The organism is Streptococcus oralis ATCC 49296, assembly GCF_000185265.1.
Classification (GTDB): Bacteria; Bacillota; Bacilli; order Lactobacillales; family Streptococcaceae; genus Streptococcus; species Streptococcus oralis_BC.
This window is the reverse complement of sequence record NZ_GL622183.1, coordinates 1,474,724-1,491,986: the sequence shown is the minus strand read 5'-3', so window position 1 is coordinate 1,491,986 and position 17,263 is coordinate 1,474,724. Positions and strand designations below refer to the sequence as shown.

General features: G+C 40.3%; 18 protein-coding genes. 3 read left to right on the top strand and 15 right to left on the bottom strand.

The window, feature by feature from the left end; translation table 11 throughout:
* Nucleotides 1-84: 84 nt before the first annotated feature.
* Together HMPREF8578_RS09445 and HMPREF8578_RS09440 are read right to left on the bottom strand one after the other, a co-directional pair.
* Nucleotides 85-504, bottom strand: a complete 420-nt coding sequence (locus HMPREF8578_RS09445) for an EVE domain-containing protein (RefSeq protein ID WP_001138491.1) — start codon at nt 502-504, stop codon at nt 85-87.
* Nucleotides 497-958 carry a MarR family winged helix-turn-helix transcriptional regulator gene (locus HMPREF8578_RS09440; RefSeq protein WP_000049666.1) on the bottom strand — a complete coding sequence of 154 codons (462 nt, stop codon included), beginning with the start codon at nt 956-958 and terminating at the stop codon, nt 497-499. Before HMPREF8578_RS09440 ends, HMPREF8578_RS09445 begins: the two co-directional genes overlap by 8 nt.
* 146 nt (nt 959-1,104) lie before the next feature.
* Between HMPREF8578_RS09440 and HMPREF8578_RS09435 the strand changes: the two genes are divergently transcribed.
* From HMPREF8578_RS09435 to HMPREF8578_RS09425, 3 genes are all read left to right on the top strand, one after another.
* Entirely contained in the window at nt 1,105-1,914 is an 810-nt protein-coding gene (locus tag HMPREF8578_RS09435; protein WP_000593605.1) for a Cof-type HAD-IIB family hydrolase, read from the top strand.
* A gap of 142 nt (nt 1,915-2,056) precedes the next feature.
* Nucleotides 2,057-2,965 carry an ATP-binding cassette domain-containing protein gene (locus tag HMPREF8578_RS09430; RefSeq protein ID WP_000859680.1) on the top strand — a complete coding sequence of 303 codons (909 nt, stop codon included), beginning with the start codon at nt 2,057-2,059 and terminating at the stop codon, nt 2,963-2,965.
* Nucleotides 2,966-2,975: 10 nt separating this feature from the next.
* Nucleotides 2,976-3,728 carry an ABC transporter permease gene (locus HMPREF8578_RS09425; protein WP_000581971.1) on the top strand — a complete coding sequence of 251 codons (753 nt, stop codon included), beginning with the start codon at nt 2,976-2,978 and terminating at the stop codon, nt 3,726-3,728.
* Nucleotides 3,729-3,766: 38 nt separating this feature from the next.
* Here the strand turns inward: HMPREF8578_RS09425 and HMPREF8578_RS09420 are convergent, their stop codons facing one another.
* From HMPREF8578_RS09420 to HMPREF8578_RS09360, 13 genes are all read right to left on the bottom strand, one after another.
* The gene (locus HMPREF8578_RS09420; RefSeq protein WP_001106753.1) at nt 3,767-4,645 is read right to left on the bottom strand and encodes a sensor histidine kinase; all 879 of its coding nucleotides are present in this window, start codon (nt 4,643-4,645) and stop codon (nt 3,767-3,769) included.
* The gene (locus tag HMPREF8578_RS09415) at nt 4,645-5,343 is read right to left on the bottom strand and encodes a response regulator transcription factor (protein WP_001284149.1); all 699 of its coding nucleotides are present in this window, start codon (nt 5,341-5,343) and stop codon (nt 4,645-4,647) included. Before HMPREF8578_RS09415 ends, HMPREF8578_RS09420 begins: the two co-directional genes overlap by 1 nt.
* 106 nt (nt 5,344-5,449) lie before the next feature.
* Nucleotides 5,450-6,187, bottom strand: coding sequence for a TraX family protein (locus tag HMPREF8578_RS09410; RefSeq protein WP_000759209.1), 738 nt, complete (start codon nt 6,185-6,187; stop codon nt 5,450-5,452).
* A 144-nt stretch (nt 6,188-6,331) separates the two neighbouring features.
* Nucleotides 6,332-7,207: an N-carbamoylputrescine amidase gene (gene aguB / locus HMPREF8578_RS09405; protein ID WP_001246711.1), complete on the bottom strand. Its 876-nt coding sequence runs from the start codon at nt 7,205-7,207 to the stop codon at nt 6,332-6,334.
* Nucleotides 7,208-7,216: 9 nt separating this feature from the next.
* Nucleotides 7,217-8,302: an agmatine deiminase gene (gene aguA, locus HMPREF8578_RS09400; RefSeq protein WP_000573464.1), complete on the bottom strand. Its 1,086-nt coding sequence runs from the start codon at nt 8,300-8,302 to the stop codon at nt 7,217-7,219.
* Complete coding sequence (nspC, locus tag HMPREF8578_RS09395) at nt 8,299-9,426, bottom strand: carboxynorspermidine decarboxylase (protein ID WP_000764355.1); 1,128 nt, start codon at nt 9,424-9,426, stop codon at nt 8,299-8,301. The genes aguA and nspC overlap by 4 nt, the downstream gene beginning before the upstream one ends.
* Nucleotides 9,426-10,685, bottom strand: coding sequence for a saccharopine dehydrogenase family protein (locus HMPREF8578_RS09390; RefSeq protein ID WP_000088760.1), 1,260 nt, complete (start codon nt 10,683-10,685; stop codon nt 9,426-9,428). The genes nspC and HMPREF8578_RS09390 overlap by 1 nt, the downstream gene beginning before the upstream one ends.
* A complete protein-coding gene (gene speE / locus HMPREF8578_RS09385) occupies nt 10,682-11,542 on the bottom strand; it encodes a polyamine aminopropyltransferase (RefSeq protein ID WP_000366710.1) in 861 nt (286 codons plus the stop codon). The genes HMPREF8578_RS09390 and speE overlap by 4 nt, the downstream gene beginning before the upstream one ends.
* Complete coding sequence (locus HMPREF8578_RS09380; RefSeq protein ID WP_000732149.1) at nt 11,543-13,003, bottom strand: aminotransferase class I/II-fold pyridoxal phosphate-dependent enzyme; 1,461 nt, start codon at nt 13,001-13,003, stop codon at nt 11,543-11,545.
* Between the two features lie 621 nt (nt 13,004-13,624).
* Nucleotides 13,625-14,179 carry a hypothetical protein gene (locus HMPREF8578_RS09375; RefSeq protein ID WP_000515983.1) on the bottom strand — a complete coding sequence of 185 codons (555 nt, stop codon included), beginning with the start codon at nt 14,177-14,179 and terminating at the stop codon, nt 13,625-13,627.
* Nucleotides 14,180-14,369: 190 nt separating this feature from the next.
* Entirely contained in the window at nt 14,370-15,083 is a 714-nt protein-coding gene (locus HMPREF8578_RS09370; RefSeq protein WP_000708293.1) for an alpha/beta fold hydrolase, read from the bottom strand.
* Nucleotides 15,084-15,086: 3 nt separating this feature from the next.
* On the bottom strand, nt 15,087-15,398 hold the full coding sequence (locus HMPREF8578_RS09365) for a hypothetical protein (RefSeq protein WP_000420550.1): 312 nt from the start codon (nt 15,396-15,398) through the stop codon (nt 15,087-15,089).
* Nucleotides 15,399-15,517: 119 nt separating this feature from the next.
* Nucleotides 15,518-17,260, bottom strand: a complete 1,743-nt coding sequence (locus tag HMPREF8578_RS09360) for a glycoside hydrolase family 13 protein (RefSeq protein WP_000417649.1) — start codon at nt 17,258-17,260, stop codon at nt 15,518-15,520.
* Between the last annotated feature and the right edge of the window lie 3 nt (nt 17,261-17,263).

Sequence of the window (17,263 nt, the reverse complement as noted above, 5' to 3'; positions counted from 1 at the left end):
AAGTTTCTTACTCTATTATAGCAAAGTTCGCTTCACAGTCCAAATCCAAAATTCTAGTTGACAATCATTTAACTAGGAAATCAATCATACCTCATCATCCACTTTCATATGCTGAAAGATATAGAGGAAAAAGTCTTTGGAAACTTCAAAATGCCCATAACGGAGTCGAGAACTATAATCTTTCCATTCAGGATGTTGTCTAGCTATTTCTATGGAGCAATCTTTGACTGGTTGATAATACTCGACATTTCGTCTAAAGGGGAAAAATCCTTCAAACTGCTCTACTTGATAGGCCTTGTCGTCTATAATTTTACCCACGGCCACAAAAGCCTGTAACTTGTCTTGACCGTTCATATCGTATTTTGGGCTATAGTATAAAAGATAGTCACCTTTTTTCATACGATTTAAGGGACCACCCTTTCCATGACAGACCTGACAAAAATTCCCTTCAACTCCTCTTAAAACATGGTTCTTCGAAACAACTCCGACCCAATATCTAGGCATTTTTATCCTCCAACTCTACTAAAAAGCGATTAAAAACTTCTCTATCGTTAGATAGTTTTTCAAAAAATTCCTCATCAACACCTTCTACTAAAGGTAAAGCTTGATTGACCTTCTCCGCGCCAGACTTCGTCACTGAGACCAGTTTTGCCCGACTATCCTTTGGGTGTTGATCGCGTCTAATGTAGTCTTTCTTCTCCAGTAGCCTAACAATCTGGGAAACCGTCATGACATCCATACCAGTGAACCGAGCAATATCAACTTGCGTTACATATTCCTCTCTATTAGACAGAAACAAGAGCGAGGTTAAAACGATAAATTGGGGCAAAGTGAGGCCAACCGATTTCAAGACTCTTTTTAAATTGCTTTCCCACTTGTTGTAGACTTTGATGAAAAGAAGGCCTGTAGACTCTGTTTCATCATTTTTGTAAATTGAATTAAAGTGATACTTTGACATTATTTCTCCTAAAATATTAAGTATACATATTATATAAGATTTTATTTTATTTTTCAAGAAAAGGAAAGCCGAATTTTACAATTCTGTCAGACATTTTATAGTCTATATGCTATAATAAAAGCAAAACACCTAGAAAAGGAAGTCTTATGATTAAACTACTAGCCTTGGATATGGACGGAACCCTCCTTAATGAAGCCAAGGAAATCCCACAAGCCCACATCACTGCCATTCACCAAGCCATTGAAAAAGGTGTCAAACTGGTTCTCTGTACAGGTCGCCCGCTTTTCGGTGTTCTTCCTTACTACAAAAAACTGGGACTGGACCTCCAGAACGAGTACGTCATTGTCAATAATGGTTGTTCAACCCATCAGACCAGTGACTGGAGTCTAGTGGACTGGCAAGAACTCAGTCCAACTGACATTGAATACCTCTATGACCTAGCAGAAAAAAGCGACGTTCAGTTGACTCTTTTTGATGAGGAACATTATTTTGTCCTCGGTGGCAAGCCTAATGAAATTGTTCAAAATGATGCCAAGCTAGTCTTTTCAGACTTGACTGAAATTTCCCTTGAGGAAGCGACTAGTGGCAAGTATCGGATGTTCCAAGGTATGTTTTTAGGAACAAAAGAGCAAACAGACGATTTTGAGCAGCGGTTTGCTGAGGAGCTCTGCCAACGATTTAGCGGCGTTCGTTCGCAGCCTGTCATTTATGAAGCCATGCCACCTGGAACAACAAAGGCTACTGCTCTTTCTCGACTAGCAGCTATTTTGAAGATCGAGCCCTCAGAAATTATGGCCTTGGGCGATGCCAATAACGATATCGAAATGCTTCAGTTTGCAGGACTGGGCATTGCAATGGGAAATGCCAGTGACCATGTCAAATCCCTTGCTAATGACGTTACAGCCAGCAATGAAGAAGACGGCGTTGCACGCGCCATTGAGAAGTATATTTTATAATTGAGAAGCCCAGTTCATATCAACTGGGTTTTGTTTCTTTTAAGAATTACAAAACTTTAGAAACTCTTTAGAATTACTTGATGTTTCTTTGATTTCTATACCTTATACTAAAGTTAGTAAAACAAATCAAAAGGAGAAAATCATGAAAACAGTACTCGAAATTCATGGACTGACCAAACAATTCGGTCAACAAGCTATTCTTCAAGATCTTAGTCTAACCATAAAAGAGGGAGATATTTATGGCCTAATTGGAAAAAACGGAGCAGGTAAAACTACTCTTATCAAAATCATTACACAATTATTGTTTGCGGACAAAGGTACAGTTTCTCTCTTTTCTAGCCAAGAAGAAAATGAGTGGACCAAGGCTTTATCTCGAGTTGGTTCTGTTATCGAATCACCTGTAGCTCACAATCACTTGACAGCTTATCAAAATCTGAAATATTATTGTATGATACGTCATATTCCAAATGCTGATAAGGTGATTCATGAAACCTTGGACTATGTTGGCTTGTCAGATACAGGGAAAAAAGTCTTTCGTGATTTCTCACTAGGAATGAAACAAAGGCTTGGCATCGCCATTGCCCTCCTATCCAAACCCGACTTCCTGATCTTAGATGAACCTATTAACGGTCTCGATCCGATTGGAATCAAAGAATTTCGTCTCATGATCCAGCGACTCAATCAAGAAAAAGGCATAACTATCCTCATCTCTAGCCATATCTTGTCAGAACTCTATCTCTTAGCTAATCGCTTTGGTATTCTGGATCAAGGTAAGATTATCCGTGAAATCAGTAAAGCTGAGTTTGAAACACTAAGCGAGGATTATATTGTGCTTAAAACAAGCGATAAAGAAAGAGCTTGTCAGGTATTGAAAGAACAAATCCAGCTACAGTTTAAGGTTGTCAATCCTGACAATGAAATCCATATCTTTGGTAATGAACAAGATGTCAAACAGATTCTTAAGCAACTAACTTTGGCCGATGTTGCTATTGATGAGATTTACTTTGCCCGTCAAAACCTAGAAGAATACTTCACCCAATTGGTAGAATAGGAGAAAAATCATGATACATACCATTCAAGCAGATTTTTACCGTCTTTTCCGCTCCAAAGGATTCTGGATTACAGAATTCATTCTCTTTGTACTTATGTTACTGGGTGCTACTATTGGCGCTACAGGGCATCTAATGTCAGTTCAGGCAGCACCACCTGAGCTTCCTACCCATGGTTGGAATGGGATTGAAGCTCTAATCAACGCGTCAAATAACGGCTCAAACCTCGTTTTCCTCTGTATTATTCTAGTGTGTTTAGTTCTTGGGGTCGATTTAATCGGCAAGCTTTATAAAAATAGTTTGACAGTTGGCGTTTCTCGTACAGAATTTTTCCTTGCTAAATTCTTTGTTCTAGCAAGTATCGCTCTCTTACAACTCATCACCAGTCTTGTGATTGCCTTTATTCCCGCGACTCTACTAAATGGACTTGGTACAATGCCTGATGGTTTTGTTACCAATCTCCTCTTGACGATTTCCCTTCAATTTCTATGCCTACTCGCTTGGCTTTCGATTGTCTCCTTTATTCTCTACCTAACTCATTCTTATCTTGCCGTATTTATTGGTTATCTGATTAGCTCTATTGTCGTTTCTATTCCAATTCTTGTTTTCCCAGACATTGAAATTCTACGATATTTAATTCTAGATTTTGCCTATGCTATGACTACTAATAGTCAAGCTATTCTCTATACCATCACGGTTTGCGTAACAGTCATACTTTTCTTCTCTTTCAGTGGACTGATTATTTTCAAGAAGAAAAGCTTATAAAAAGGACCTCCTCTAGGATATAGAGGAGGTTTCTTCTGTTAAAGATAAATAAAGACTGAAAACCATTCTCCATCAGTGGCTAGTTTCATATCCGCTCCAAGAAGATGAACTAATTCCTCAGTAATATAGAGACCTAAACCAGAGGATTCTTCAGTATCCGACATATTTTCAGAATAAAAACGATTGCTGAGATTGTCTATATTCTTGATAGATTTTTTGACTAGGTTATCAATTTTCAAAACAAGGCTATTGTCTTCCTTTTTCAAAGAAAGTCGAGCCTTCTCCTTGCCGTGCTTGAGAACATTTCCAAGAAGGTTTTGTATAATTCGATCAAGCAAGTCCTCATCAGTCGTCGTTTTCAATCCTGGTTCAACATTAAAATCAAGAATAATCTGTGAAGATTGAAAAACGTCGTAATAAGCTAAAGTCTTTTTCGTTATAAAAGTTGATAAATCAAGTTCTTCCAGTTTCGGTTTGATTGCTCCTTCCATCAAATGACGGTATTCAAGGAGAGCCTCCAACCGTTTGGAAACCAAATCCTGATGATGGGCTATTTTATTTAAGGTTTCTGAACTATTATCGGGGTGTTTTATTAGTTGCTGGGTATATCCTGAAGCGATTGTCAAAGGTGTCCGAATATCATGAGCAATGTTACTGATTGCCATATCTAAGGTGTGTTTTTCACGCTTCATGATTAGCTGATTTTGCTCCACTTCTTGAAATAGATTCTCAATTTGGTTATGTAGACGCAAAATGGTCTTTGAAAAGAAATTTACACCGATCCTCTTCATGCTACCAGAGCGAATCTTTTCTTCAATTTGTCTGCTTAAATCTCTAATTGCTATATGATAGCGAATCAAAGAAATCGACAAAATAATGTTAGTAAGGAGTAATATTGATATCAAAATGTAATTCATTATTTGTCTCCTTTTAATCGAACACCAACTCCCCAAATGGTTTCGATGTACTCGTGATTTGGATCCAGTTGATGTAGTTTCTTACGGAGATTGCTTAGATGGGTGTTGAGCGTATTGTCTCCAGGCAGGTAACTTTCTTCCCAAATCAATTCATAGAGTTCTTCTTTGGTGAAGATCTTTTTAGGATGATGGAGCAACATTTGGAGAATCTGACACTCTTTCTTTGCAAGGCGAATGGTTTCAGTTGCGTTACTTATTTCAAAACTATCCGCATCGAACTGGATATTTTTAAAGTTTTGTACGAGGTTATCAATTTCTCTTCGATCTCCTGACTGATGTTCACCACTTTGGCGTAATTGCACGGTGACTCTAGCAAAGACTTCGTCCAAATCAAAAGGTTTTACTACATAATCATTGGCACCATCTAAGAGATATTGGCTGATGAGCTTTTTATCACCTAAAGCAGTAAGCATGATGACCGGAGTCTGACTCGTTTGTCGAATAGCTTGCAAGACTTGATCGCCATTTTTCCCAGGGAGCATGATATCTAGCAAGACGAGATCGATGCCACCTTTGTCAAATCGCATGATACCTTCCGTACCAGAAAAGGCTTGGATCACCTCGTGTTCCTCTGCAAGAAGGGTTCTTAAGATTTCCTGGATTTCATTATTATCTTCAACTACAAGTATGTTCGCCATAAACCTCGTCCTTTCTAAAACTATTATAACATGTTTTGTTGTGAATTCCAGATACAGAAAAGCTCCTCTCACATTTTAAGCAAGAAGGAGCTAATGAATATTGAATCTACTTAAGCAAATAAGCAATCAGAGTTATAATCCATAGATGAGCTGGGTAGAAAATATAAAAGAAATATTTACTCCAACTAGTTTCTTTTCCTCGCTGTCCATTATACAAGGCCATAAAAGGAAAGACGGTGATAAAGAGCCAGTCAGAATTGTAAAGCATCATTTCCAGTGTTTGGTGCCAAGTGTCGTAAATTTGGATGGAAGTCACTAACAGAAAGGCCCACAGAAAGGCGTAGAGGAGATTTCGCAATCCCTTACGATTTCGACAAGAGTAACTAATCAAAAGAAATGGTAGCATGGTGATACCACCCTCAGTAAAAAGACAACCGAAAATCAAGAGACCAGCAACCCCAATCCGACGCCACAACTTCTCTTTTTTATCCAGCTCTTTTCTAGGAAAACCAATCCAAAGCATAGTGACACCGATGGCCAAAGTAAAGAAAATATTATTATTGACCATTACCCCTTTGGATGCAAATAGGGCATTGAGTAGGCTATTTCCAGCAAACATGATAAGCGCCCAAGACCAAAGGCGGATGAGGTAGTTTTTCAAATTTCGAGTATAGATAAATCCTTCCATAGCCATATAGGCAAACCAAACTCCCACACAACGGGTCAAGGCGTGAAAGATACCTTCCCACAGTGGAGAAACGATTCCGGTGATATGAGGGATATGGTCTAGAACCATTACTGCCGCCATCAGATACTTCAACTGCGTTGCATTCCATTTTTTCATAATAAACCTCTTTCTTTTTGATCTACATAGAGTATAGCATACATTTCCACGTATAATCGTACACCCATCTTACATTTAAAAAGCCTATCTTACATTTTTGTAAGACAGGCGTGAATATCAAAAATTTATTATGAAAGTTACCTTCTAGTCTGTAATTCGTTGGTACATTTCTGGTCTTCTATCACGAAATAGTCCCCAGTTGAGGCGTTCACTTGCTCCCTTATCAAGATCATAAGAGGCTAATAGAACAGCTTCACCTTGTCTTTCAGCTCTCTCTAGAATAGCTCCTGTTTCATCCGTCATAAAGGAGGAACCGTAGAAGTCAAGACTGGAACTCTGTCCACCATTTTCCTCACTAGGAGTGACTTCTTCCAAGCCATAGCGATTGGCTGCAATAACTGGGACAATATTTGCTGCTGCGTGCCCTTGCATGGTACGTTGCCAGTGACCACAACTATCCGTATCTAAGATAGGCTCTGAACCTATAGCTGTAGGATAAAAGAGCAATTCTGCCCCATTCAATGCAAGACAGCGCGCTGTTTCAGGGAACCATTGATCCCAACAGATACCGATCCCAATTTTAGCGTAGCGAGTATCCCAGACCTTGAAACCAGTGTTGCCAGGCGTGAAATAGAACTTTTCTTGATAATAATGATCATCTGGTATGTGGGTCTTCCGATAAACGCCCAGCACCTCTCCATCTGCATCAATGACGGCGATTGAGTTATACAAGACATTTCCATCTTTTTCGTAGAAACTAATGGGTAGAACAACCTGTAGTTCCTTAGCAATCACTTTAAAATGCTGAATGGCTGTATTTTCTGTCACCGACTGGGCATACTGGTAGTAGTCATACTGACGTTCCTGGCAAAAATACGGACGTTCAAACAGCTCTGGCAAGAGGATGATTTGTGCGCCTTGGTCTGCAGCTTGTCGAACTAAACGTTCCGCTGTTTGGATATTTGTTGCCACATCCTTAGCGCATTGCATCTGGATCGCTGCAACTTTTACATTTCTCATCTTTTTCTCCTATTCTGGGATTTGTTGAGTGATACAGTGGATATTGCCACCACCTAATAGAATATCTCTTGCTGGTATTCCTACGACCTTACGGTCTGGAAAACACTTGCTGAGGATATCTAGGGCCACTTGGTCGTTTACATCCTCAAACTGGGGAACCAAGACAGACTTGTTAGCAATATAGAAATTGACATAGGAAGCTGCCAGACGCTCACCTGCATAACGCTCTTCTTCCCCTTCTTCATAACTATAGCCCGGCAAATCCTTTTCGGTTACAACTTGATGAAGCGCTGGGATTGGCAGTTTATGAATAGTGAAGGGACGACCTTTTGCATCCGTTTCCTTCTCTAAAAGGGCAAGGTCAGCTGCAGACATGGCATACTGAGGATCGTTTTGATCATCTGTCCAAGCCAAGACAAGTTCTGCAGGACCAACGAAGGCTGCAACATTGTCAACGTGTTCATTGGTTTCGTCCTGATAAATACCATAAGGTAGCCAAATAACTTTTTCAGCGCCAAGGCTCTCCAATAAGGTGTTTTCGATTTCCTCTTTAGACAGGTGGGGATTGCGTCCAGGACTTAGAAGACAACTTTCAGTCACAAGAATGGTTCCTTGACCATCGCTATGGATCGCGCCGCCTTCCAGTACAAAAGGTTTGGCATCATAAACAGGTATCTCTAAAACTTCTGCAAAACGACTGGCTACTTGGTCATCCTCTTCATAATCTTGATAAAGACCATCGACAGCACCACCCCAGGCATTAAAAGACCAATCTACTGCCAACTTTTCTTTTTTATCATTGATGAGAATAGTCGGCCCCGTATCACGCGCCCAGGCATCATTAGTAGGAATATCTAAATAAACAACCTTTTCTCCAAGATAGGATTGGGCTTCAGATAGATGGTCCTGCTCCACCAAAAGATAGACTCTTTCCCCTTCTGCTATAGTCTTGATAATCTGAGTAAATGCTCTTTTTGCAGCCTTTCCTTGGAAGGGCCATGAACCTGGTCGAGTTGGCCAGATCATGAGGGTGCCATGATGGGGTTCGTACTCTGCTGGCATACGATAGCCTGCTTTTTTCGGAGTTTCTATCATGATAATCTCCCTTTAAAGTCTTGATAGCCGAAGGTTTTGACTAAGCTGCAGTCACCTTGCTCGTCCATGAGATAGAGACTTGGCAAGCCAATACCGTTAAAGGTATTATTTTTGACAAATGAGTAAATAGCCATGTCTTCAAAATAAAGTCTATCACCAATTTGGATTGGATTTTCAAAACTATAATCTCCAATCACATCACCCGTCAGGCAGGTATTGGAAGAAAGTCTATAGGTATGGGCTTTTTCCTGCGGTTCAAATCCATTTCTCAAAGGTGGACGATAGGGCATCTCAAGTACATCAGGCATATGGCAGGTTGCAGAGGCATCTAAAACCAAGATATCCATACCGTTTTCGACAATATCCAATACTTCAGTGGCTAGATAACCCGCATTGAGCGCAATAGCTTCACCTGGTTCGATATAGACTTCAAGATTGTAAGTATCTCGGATACGCTTGATTTCAGAAATCAGCAAATCCACATCATAGTCTTCTCTCGTTATGTGGTGTCCTCCACCCATATTGAGCCATTTGACCTCATGTAAATAAGGTCCAAACTGTTCTTCTACAGCTTTCAAAGTTGTCTCTAAATCATCTGCCCCCTGCTCACAAAGGGTATGAAAATGAAGCCCATCCACCAAGTCCAGCAAATCACTCGGTATCTTGTCTAGGCTAACTCCAAACCGAGATCCCGGAGCACAAGGGTCATAGAGCGCGTGATTTCCTTGAGTTGAACACTGAGGGTTGAGGCGCAAACCGACACTGATACCAGCCTCTCGGCAACGAGCACCATGTTTACGCAACTGTCTCTCCGAGTTGAAGACGATATGGTCCGTTATCTCCAGCAATTCCTCCAAGTCTGCATCCTTGAAAGCAGGTGCAAAGACATGGACTTCCCCCGGAAACTCTTCTCTAGCTAACTTAGCTTCATAGAGACCACTAGCCGTCGTACCTGACAGATACTGACTAATCAAGGGATAGGTTTTATAGAGGGAATAGGCCTTTTGGGCAAGCAAAACCTTGCAACCTGCTTCTTCTTGAACATATTGTAGAATGCGACAGTTTGCTTCTAGCTTGGCCAAGTCAATGACATAGGCTGGTGTGGGTACTTGTTCTAACTTCATTAGTCCACCATTTGTGGGTTTTCTACCACAACCCAAGGCAATCCGTACTTATTCAAAGCTTCCATGAATGGATCTGGATCCAATTCTTCAAGGTTATAGACTCCAGCTTGTTTCCAAGTACCGTTCATAACCAATTTTGTCCCAATCATGGCTGGAACACCAGTCGTGTAAGAAATGGCTTGTGAACCAACTTCTGCGTAACATTCCTGATGGTCACAAACATTGTAGATATAGATGGTCTTTTCAACACCATCTTTGACACCTCTAAAGATACAGCCGATATTGGTTTTTCCAACTGTGCGTGGGCCAAGGCTGGCTGGATCTGGAAGCAAGGCTTTCAAAAATTGGATTGGCACAATGTCTTGTCCATTAAAGTTAATAGCATCCGTACGAAGAAGACCAACGTTTTCCAAGCATTTCATATGCGTTAGATAAGATTGGCCAAAAGTCATAAAGAAACGAATCCGTTTGACTCCAGGAATGTTTTTGGCCAATGATTCAATTTCTTCGTGGTGAAGGAGATACATGTCTTTTTGTCCAACCTGAGGGAAATCGTACTCACGCTTGATTGACATGGCTTCGACTTCGACCCATTTTCCATCTTCCCAGTAAGAACCTGGCGCAGAAACCTCACGGAGATTGATTTCTGGGTTAAAGTTTGTCGCAAATGGATAACCGTGGTCACCACCATTACAGTCTAAAATATCGATATAGTGGATTTCATCAAAATAATGTTTAAGGGCGTAAGCTGAAAAAACGCTGGTCACACCTGGGTCAAAACCAGATCCAAGAAGAGCTGTCAAGCCTGCTTCTTTGAATTTTTCCTGATAAGCCCACTGCCATGAGTAGTCAAAATAGGCTGTAAAACCTAGTTCCTCACAACGTTTCTCATAAATGGCACGCCATTCTGGATCTTCTGTGTCCTCAGCTTCGTAGTTGGCTGTGTCAATATAGTGGACACCTGTCGCCAAACATGCATCCATGATGGTTAAATCTTGATAAGGTAGAGCTACGTTCAAAACAGCTTCTGGCTTGTAGCTTTCAATCAAAGCAATCACTTCTTCAACCTTGTCAGCATCAAGAGCGGCTGTCTCAATCTTTGTACTTGTTTTGCCTTCTAATTTAGCCTTCAAGTCATCGCATTTTGACTTGGTACGGCTAGCAATCATAATCTCTGTAAATGTTTCGCTATCTTGGCAAATCTTTGAAATAGCAACTTGGGCAACGCCCCCACATCCAATAACTAATAAACGACTCATTTTTTTCCTTCCTCTTCTTCTAAAATGTCCTCAACATACTTGGGCAACATAAAGGCCCCCACATGTAAGTTTGCAGTGTAGTATTCTGTGAAAAGCTGGCGTTTTTTCCAGCCTTCCTTGTCAAAATCTTTGATAGGGTGGTATTTTTTCGATGCAAATCCAAACAACCAATAGCCAGCTGGACTGGTGGGAATATGCGCCTGATAGACACGGCTTATTGGAAAGGCTTGATTGACCTTGCGGTGCATGCTTCGGCAAGCAGACTCATCTTCGTCAAAGAAAGGACTACCATGCTGGTAAATCATGATACCATCTTCTTTGAGAGCTCTATAGCTATTACCGTAAAATTCCTTGGTAAAGAGCCCTTCCGTATGTCCAAATGGATCTGTCGCATCGTTGATAATAATATCGTAGTCATCTTCACAGTTTCGTAAAAAGCGTAGCCCATTTTGGTAGTAAATGGTAACACGAGGATCATCTAGCCCTGCAGCAAAGTCTGGGAAATACTCACGACAGACCTCAACCAACATCTCATCTGGTTCCACAATATCGATTTGCTCTAGTTCAGGATATAGGGTTAATACTTGGGCAACACCGCCGTCACCACCCCCAATAACCAATACTTTCTTTGGATTTGGATGGACAGCCATGGGTACGTGGACCGTCATTTCATTGTAGACAAAGTCATCTGCATCTGAAAACAAGACATGCCCATTTAAAATCAGTATTTTCCCAAAAGCTGGCGTATCCAAGACTTCGATATCCTGCCATTCACTTTTTCCAGCATAGAGTTGCTTGGCAGTTCTCAAGGACAATTTCACATCTGGAGTATGAACTTCAGAAAACCATAAATCCATCTAGTTCTCCTTTCTCTTAATGACGTTGATGTGATTGACCTCTGGATCTTCCGTCCCTTGGAGGGAGCATCCACGTTCTTTGGCAAATAGGATATAATCCACAATGTCTCGTGTAATGCGTTCACCTGGTGCTAGGATTGGAATTCCTGGAGGATAGCACATGACAAATTCCCCACAGACCTGTCCAACAGACTCATCCAAGGTTAAACTTTTTCTCTCTGAATAAAAGGCTTCCTGAGGAGAAAGGACTAACTCGGGTTGAATATATTCTCCAGCAATCAAGTCCTTCCCATCTCTCGAGTAGAGTCTCTTGATATCCGCCAAAGCACCGACCAAACGTTCGATGTCTTGGATGCGGTCACCAATGGAAATATAGGCCAAGATATTCCCAATATCACCAAATTCGATCTGAATGTCGTATTCATCTCGGAGGAGGTCATAAACCTCAATACCTGTTAAGCCAATACCCTGAGTGTAAACGGACAGCTTAGTCACGTCAAAATCACAGACCGACACACCGTCTATTAACTCTTTTGAGTAGTCATAGTAACCACCGATAGCATTGATTTCACGACGAGCGTATTCGGATAGCTCAATGACTTTCTCAAAAGACTCTTTGCCACGAAGAGCTAAGTTCCGTCGAGAAATATCCAAACTAGCCATCAACAAGTAAGAGGCTGATGTAGACTGGGTCAGGTTGATGATCTGACGAACGTACTCAGGATTCATCTGTTCCCCGATAAGCAGGATGGAACTTTGAGTCAAACTCCCACCAGACTTATGCATAGAGACCGCCGCCATATCAGCGCCAGCATCCATAGCAGACAGTGGCAATTTGTCTGTAAAATGCAAATGCGCTCCATGGGCTTCATCTACTAAAACCATCATGCCAGCTTCGTGAGCCATTTCCGTTAAACCCTTGAGGTCTGAACAAATTCCATAGTAGGTAGGATTGTTAATTAGGATAGCTTTAGCATCTGGATGTTCCTTAATGGCCTGGGCAACCCGGTCATTTTCAAGACCTAAAGCGATGCCGATTTTAGGATCCACACTCATCTCGATATAGATGGGTATGGCACCACATAGAACCAACGCATTGATAGCAGATTTGTGGACATTTCGTGGCAGAATAATCTTATCTCTTGCCTTACAAGTCGAAAGAATCATAGTTTGAACTGATGAGGTTGTTCCCCCAATCATGAGAAAGGCATGCGCCGCTCCAAAAGCATCCGCTGCCAACTCCTCTGCATCCCGAATAATCGAAATAGGATGGCCAAGATTATCCAAGGGTTTCATAGAATTGACATCAATGCCAACACATTTTTCTCCTAACAGTTCGACAAGTTCTGGATTTCCTCGTCCACGCTTGTGACCTGGCACATCAAAGGGGACAATCCTTTTCTTGCGTAGTTTGACCAAAGCCTCGTAAATTGGGGCTTGGTTTTGATCTAACTTCTTCAAGACATACTCCTTTACCGTATTTTTAGCACCTCAAGAAGATAAAGGCGACTAAAGGTTGACTTATGAAAAAAGAGCAGGTTTTCACCTGCTCTGCAATCTTCTGACGTGTTTATTTTGGTTTCTGTTGAGTATGTCTGTTCCCGATGTTTCCTAACTCTCTAGTAGCAAATATTACGTACTTTATTGATCGTTTCACAAGATGACGTGTGCTTTCACCACACTAAAAATTTATGAATTAGGACAAACGTCCTAACATCAACTTATAAAAGTAGGCTTTTAACCCTATCAATAATGTGGCTTTTTAACCACGCTTCGGCATTCAACCCTGCCTGTCCGTAGGCATTTTTTACTCGGGTTTATATTTGCTAGAAAACATCATCTCATTTTCTAAGCCTTATAACTATATCATGTTTACAAGAGCTTGTAAAGGATTTTGTGAAACTTTTTTAAAGAATTTCTTTTTTTGTTCGTCAAATTCTATTGAACTATAAGAGGAAATCGTTTTAAACTGTCATTAATATAAGAAAAAAGGAACTACAGACATTACAGCTTCAATAATCTTAAAGTATAACTTGATATTGAAAATCAGTTCTTTTCATCAGATTTCATAAATATTTCCAGCTAGGAAGTAGGAATCAACTGCTCCAATTCTACTTCTGAAAGCTGTCCTTGATTGTAAAGTTTTCTAAGTAAGTCCTCATCTACGGTAATTGAATAGTAATCCGTCACAAACTCATGAAATTTCTCAAAACTGTCAAAGAAATAGGATAACAACCATTCGCCACCGTCCTGCTCTTGGTAGGTATTTTGATGCTCTTGACCGTCATACCAGATAAAGAAAGTTGTTTCATCTTTTTGCTCTTCTGAGTAAAGATTTTGATACTTTTCATCCAGTCCTTTATAAAATCCGTCTATGATGTCTTGATTCCATTCATCCGCAGCAAATTGACTCAAACTGCTTTCATGATCAAAGCCCTTTATAAGGATCATTTTATCAGTGAAGATCACATCTAGAGAATCACCAGAACCGTTGTCGATAAGGTAACGGACTCCGTAGCTTTCCTCAGTCTTAACAATCAATCGAAGCCAGGTCTTGTTTGGATCTGTTCGATACTCATCAATGACAAGCAAGCCATCTAAACGAGTCTTTGCATTTTCCCATTCAATTTTTCCCATCTCTTTAGTCCTCCATCTTAACGTTTAAAATCTATTATGCTTACAAATTCTATAACCAATTTCTATCTATTCCGTCTGACTATTCTGTGGAATATTTTCTTCACCAGACAAATCATCAGGTGTACGATTTTTATTGAATCTGAGTAGACTGTAATCTTATATTAATTATCATAGTTCAATCAATCGTTCGCTAAGAATAAGAGAGCCACTCATTAATCAAAGAAGCAATTTCTTTAGGTGCTTGAGTATAAAGCTCATGATCAAAGTTATCTAGAAAAATAGTATCGAAATAGTCTGGCAATTCTTTTAGAGCCTCTTCTCTCCATGCTACTTCATTAGGATATCGAGGACTAATAAACAAGGTATTTCCCACTTTTCTCTTAAACGCTTGCATTTTTCTCCGTAGCTGTAGTAACGTTTCTATATTTTCATAATTTATAGCTAACTCATATCTATTATACTGCACATTCCAATGATAGGAATGTCTTACAGCTTCTTCCATATTTTTTGACCAATGCTTTGCTTCAGATTTTTCTTTAGAGATAAGAAGATTTAAGTCCGAAACGACTTGAGATTCGATATAGTTTTTAGCTTCCTCTAACTCTGTATCTAAAGGTAAAATCTTATCTAAATCTAAATAGCCACCATCCAAAAGAATCAGTTTTTTCACTTCTTGAAATTCCGATGCGAAATAACGAGCCAAATCTCCTCCGAGAGAATGGCCTATCAGACAGATAGATTCTTCCCCAACTATCTCCTTTTTAAACCATGATTTCAACTCTATTTCATCTCTAAAATACTTTTCATATGGATTTATAAAACAAGCAATCGAGTCTAGCTCTTGAAGAAAATCCTTGCTATGACAGACATTACTTCCCAAACCGCCAATAAAATATATTTTCATTCTCTAATTAATACTATGCTTATTCATCTTTTGTTCAAAGATAGTCGTGATAATCTGACGCAATTCTTCTTGTTCCTTTTCAGGAATTTCACCACTTCTCTTGGCAACTGCGTAGAGCTCTGGATGTTCGATAGAAATACGCTTTATTGTTCGAGTTGTAGCGTGTTTTCTGACAAAAAAAGGGATGCGCTTAATCAAGTCTTGTGGGACAAGCGCAAGAATTTTCTCAGCAGTTTCCTTGTCACCAATCTTAGACGTAGTCAGCCCTTTCTTAATCATTTCCTGTTCTTTTTCTGTAAAATCTTTTAATTCCATCTGATTAATCCTCCTATTCTCTCTAAGTTAAATTATATATCAGTTGTAGCAAGACACCAAATAGTCTGTTTGTAAAATGCTTTCTATACTAGAATTTTCTTTTCACTATTAATTTCTCCCTAGTAAAAAATCACGAAACCTTTAGGCAATATTACAAGTTGCTGGTCTAGTTTTTCGCAATGACTGGCTAGCGCTACAGAATCACGGTCTACAAGATAGTTTTCAGATGATTGGTTAAAAATAGCTTGGAGTTTTTGTCCATCATTATTCCATGCCAGAGATACCACATCTGGCTTGATTTCTTGCAGACTATAGCTGCCATGTTGGATAATGCCTGAAGCATCCTTACGAAGCTGAATCAATTTCTTCATAAAATTAAGCATGTCATTACTGTCTGAAACACGTTCCCAAGGCATGACACGACGACAATCTGGATCTGGTCCTCCATCTAACTCCAACTCCGTTCCATAGTAGAAACACGGTGTCCCTCTTTGTAAAAAGAGACAAGCAAGGGCAGACTTAACAAGTTGGGGATCTCCCTTAGCAGTAGCCAAAATCCGCTCCGTATCGTGCGAATCCAAAAGATTGAACATCACTTCCGAAATCTGTTGTCTATAGTACATTGATTGGCTATTGATTTCATCAATAAATTGAGGTGTCTTCTTAGTCCCTCGCAAGAAATAATCCTTGATGCTGTCGGAGAGAGGATAGTTCATGACTGCGTGTAATTCATCGCCATTTAGCCAAGGATGTGAAGTGTGCCAGACCTCTCCAAGAATATAAAGGTCAGGTTTTATAGCCAAGACAGCCTTACGGAAATCTCGCCAAAATTGGTGATCGACTTCATTGGCCACATCCAAGCGCCAAGCATCGATATCAAACTCTTCAATCCAGTAGGTTGCAACTCTTAGCAAATAGTCCCTCACTTGAGGATTTGCCGTATTGAGCTTGGGCATATAACTGGCAAAAGCAAAGGTATGATAAGGGAGCTTTCTTGGGTTCCCCAGCTTGTCCTTTGTCACGGGGAATTCTTGAACATGGAACCAGTCTTTATATACTGACTCTTCACCATGTTTGAGAACATCCTGCCACTGTGGAGATTGATCCCCAATATGGTTAAAAACAGCGTCCAGCATGATTTTCATGCCTCTCCGATGGGCTTGCTCCACCAGTTGATGGAAAGTTTCCTTGTCTCCAAAATGACGGTCGATTTCGAAATAATCCGTCGTATTGTACTTGTGATTGCTTGGGGATTCAAAAATCGGACAGAGATAAAGACCTGTGACCCCTAAGTCTTGCAAGTAATCCAGATGGTCAATGATACCTTGTAAATCACCACCAAAGAAATCACTCGATTTTGGTTTGATAGATGAATCCCAAGCCAGAGCCCCTTCTGGAGAAATCTCCGGATTGCCATTAGCAAAGCGTTCTGGGAAAATCTGGTACCATACCGTCTTTGCTACCCAGTCAGGAACATGACAAGCATCAATCTCATGGATATACGGAATTTTAAAGCCATTTCCTTCATAATGAAGGTTTTCTAGCGTGTTTGCAACACATCCCTTATCGCCATATAAGATGCTCTGACCTTGCTTATCCTTGAGTTCAAAGAGATACTGGAGTCGTGCATAGCCGACCGTAACCTCCACTTTCCAGTAATCAAACAAAGCATCGGAGGTAATTTTGGTCATTTCCTTGATTGCTTCATAACGGTCCTCTATAAAGATAAAAGGATCTCCATAATGTAAGTTGATGCTTTCGATATCATCTTTCTTGGTCCGGATACGGATGTGCATTGTCTTATCATTATAAAGATAGGCATACTCCGACTCTGGTCTATGGTAAATGGCTGCTAATTCCATTGT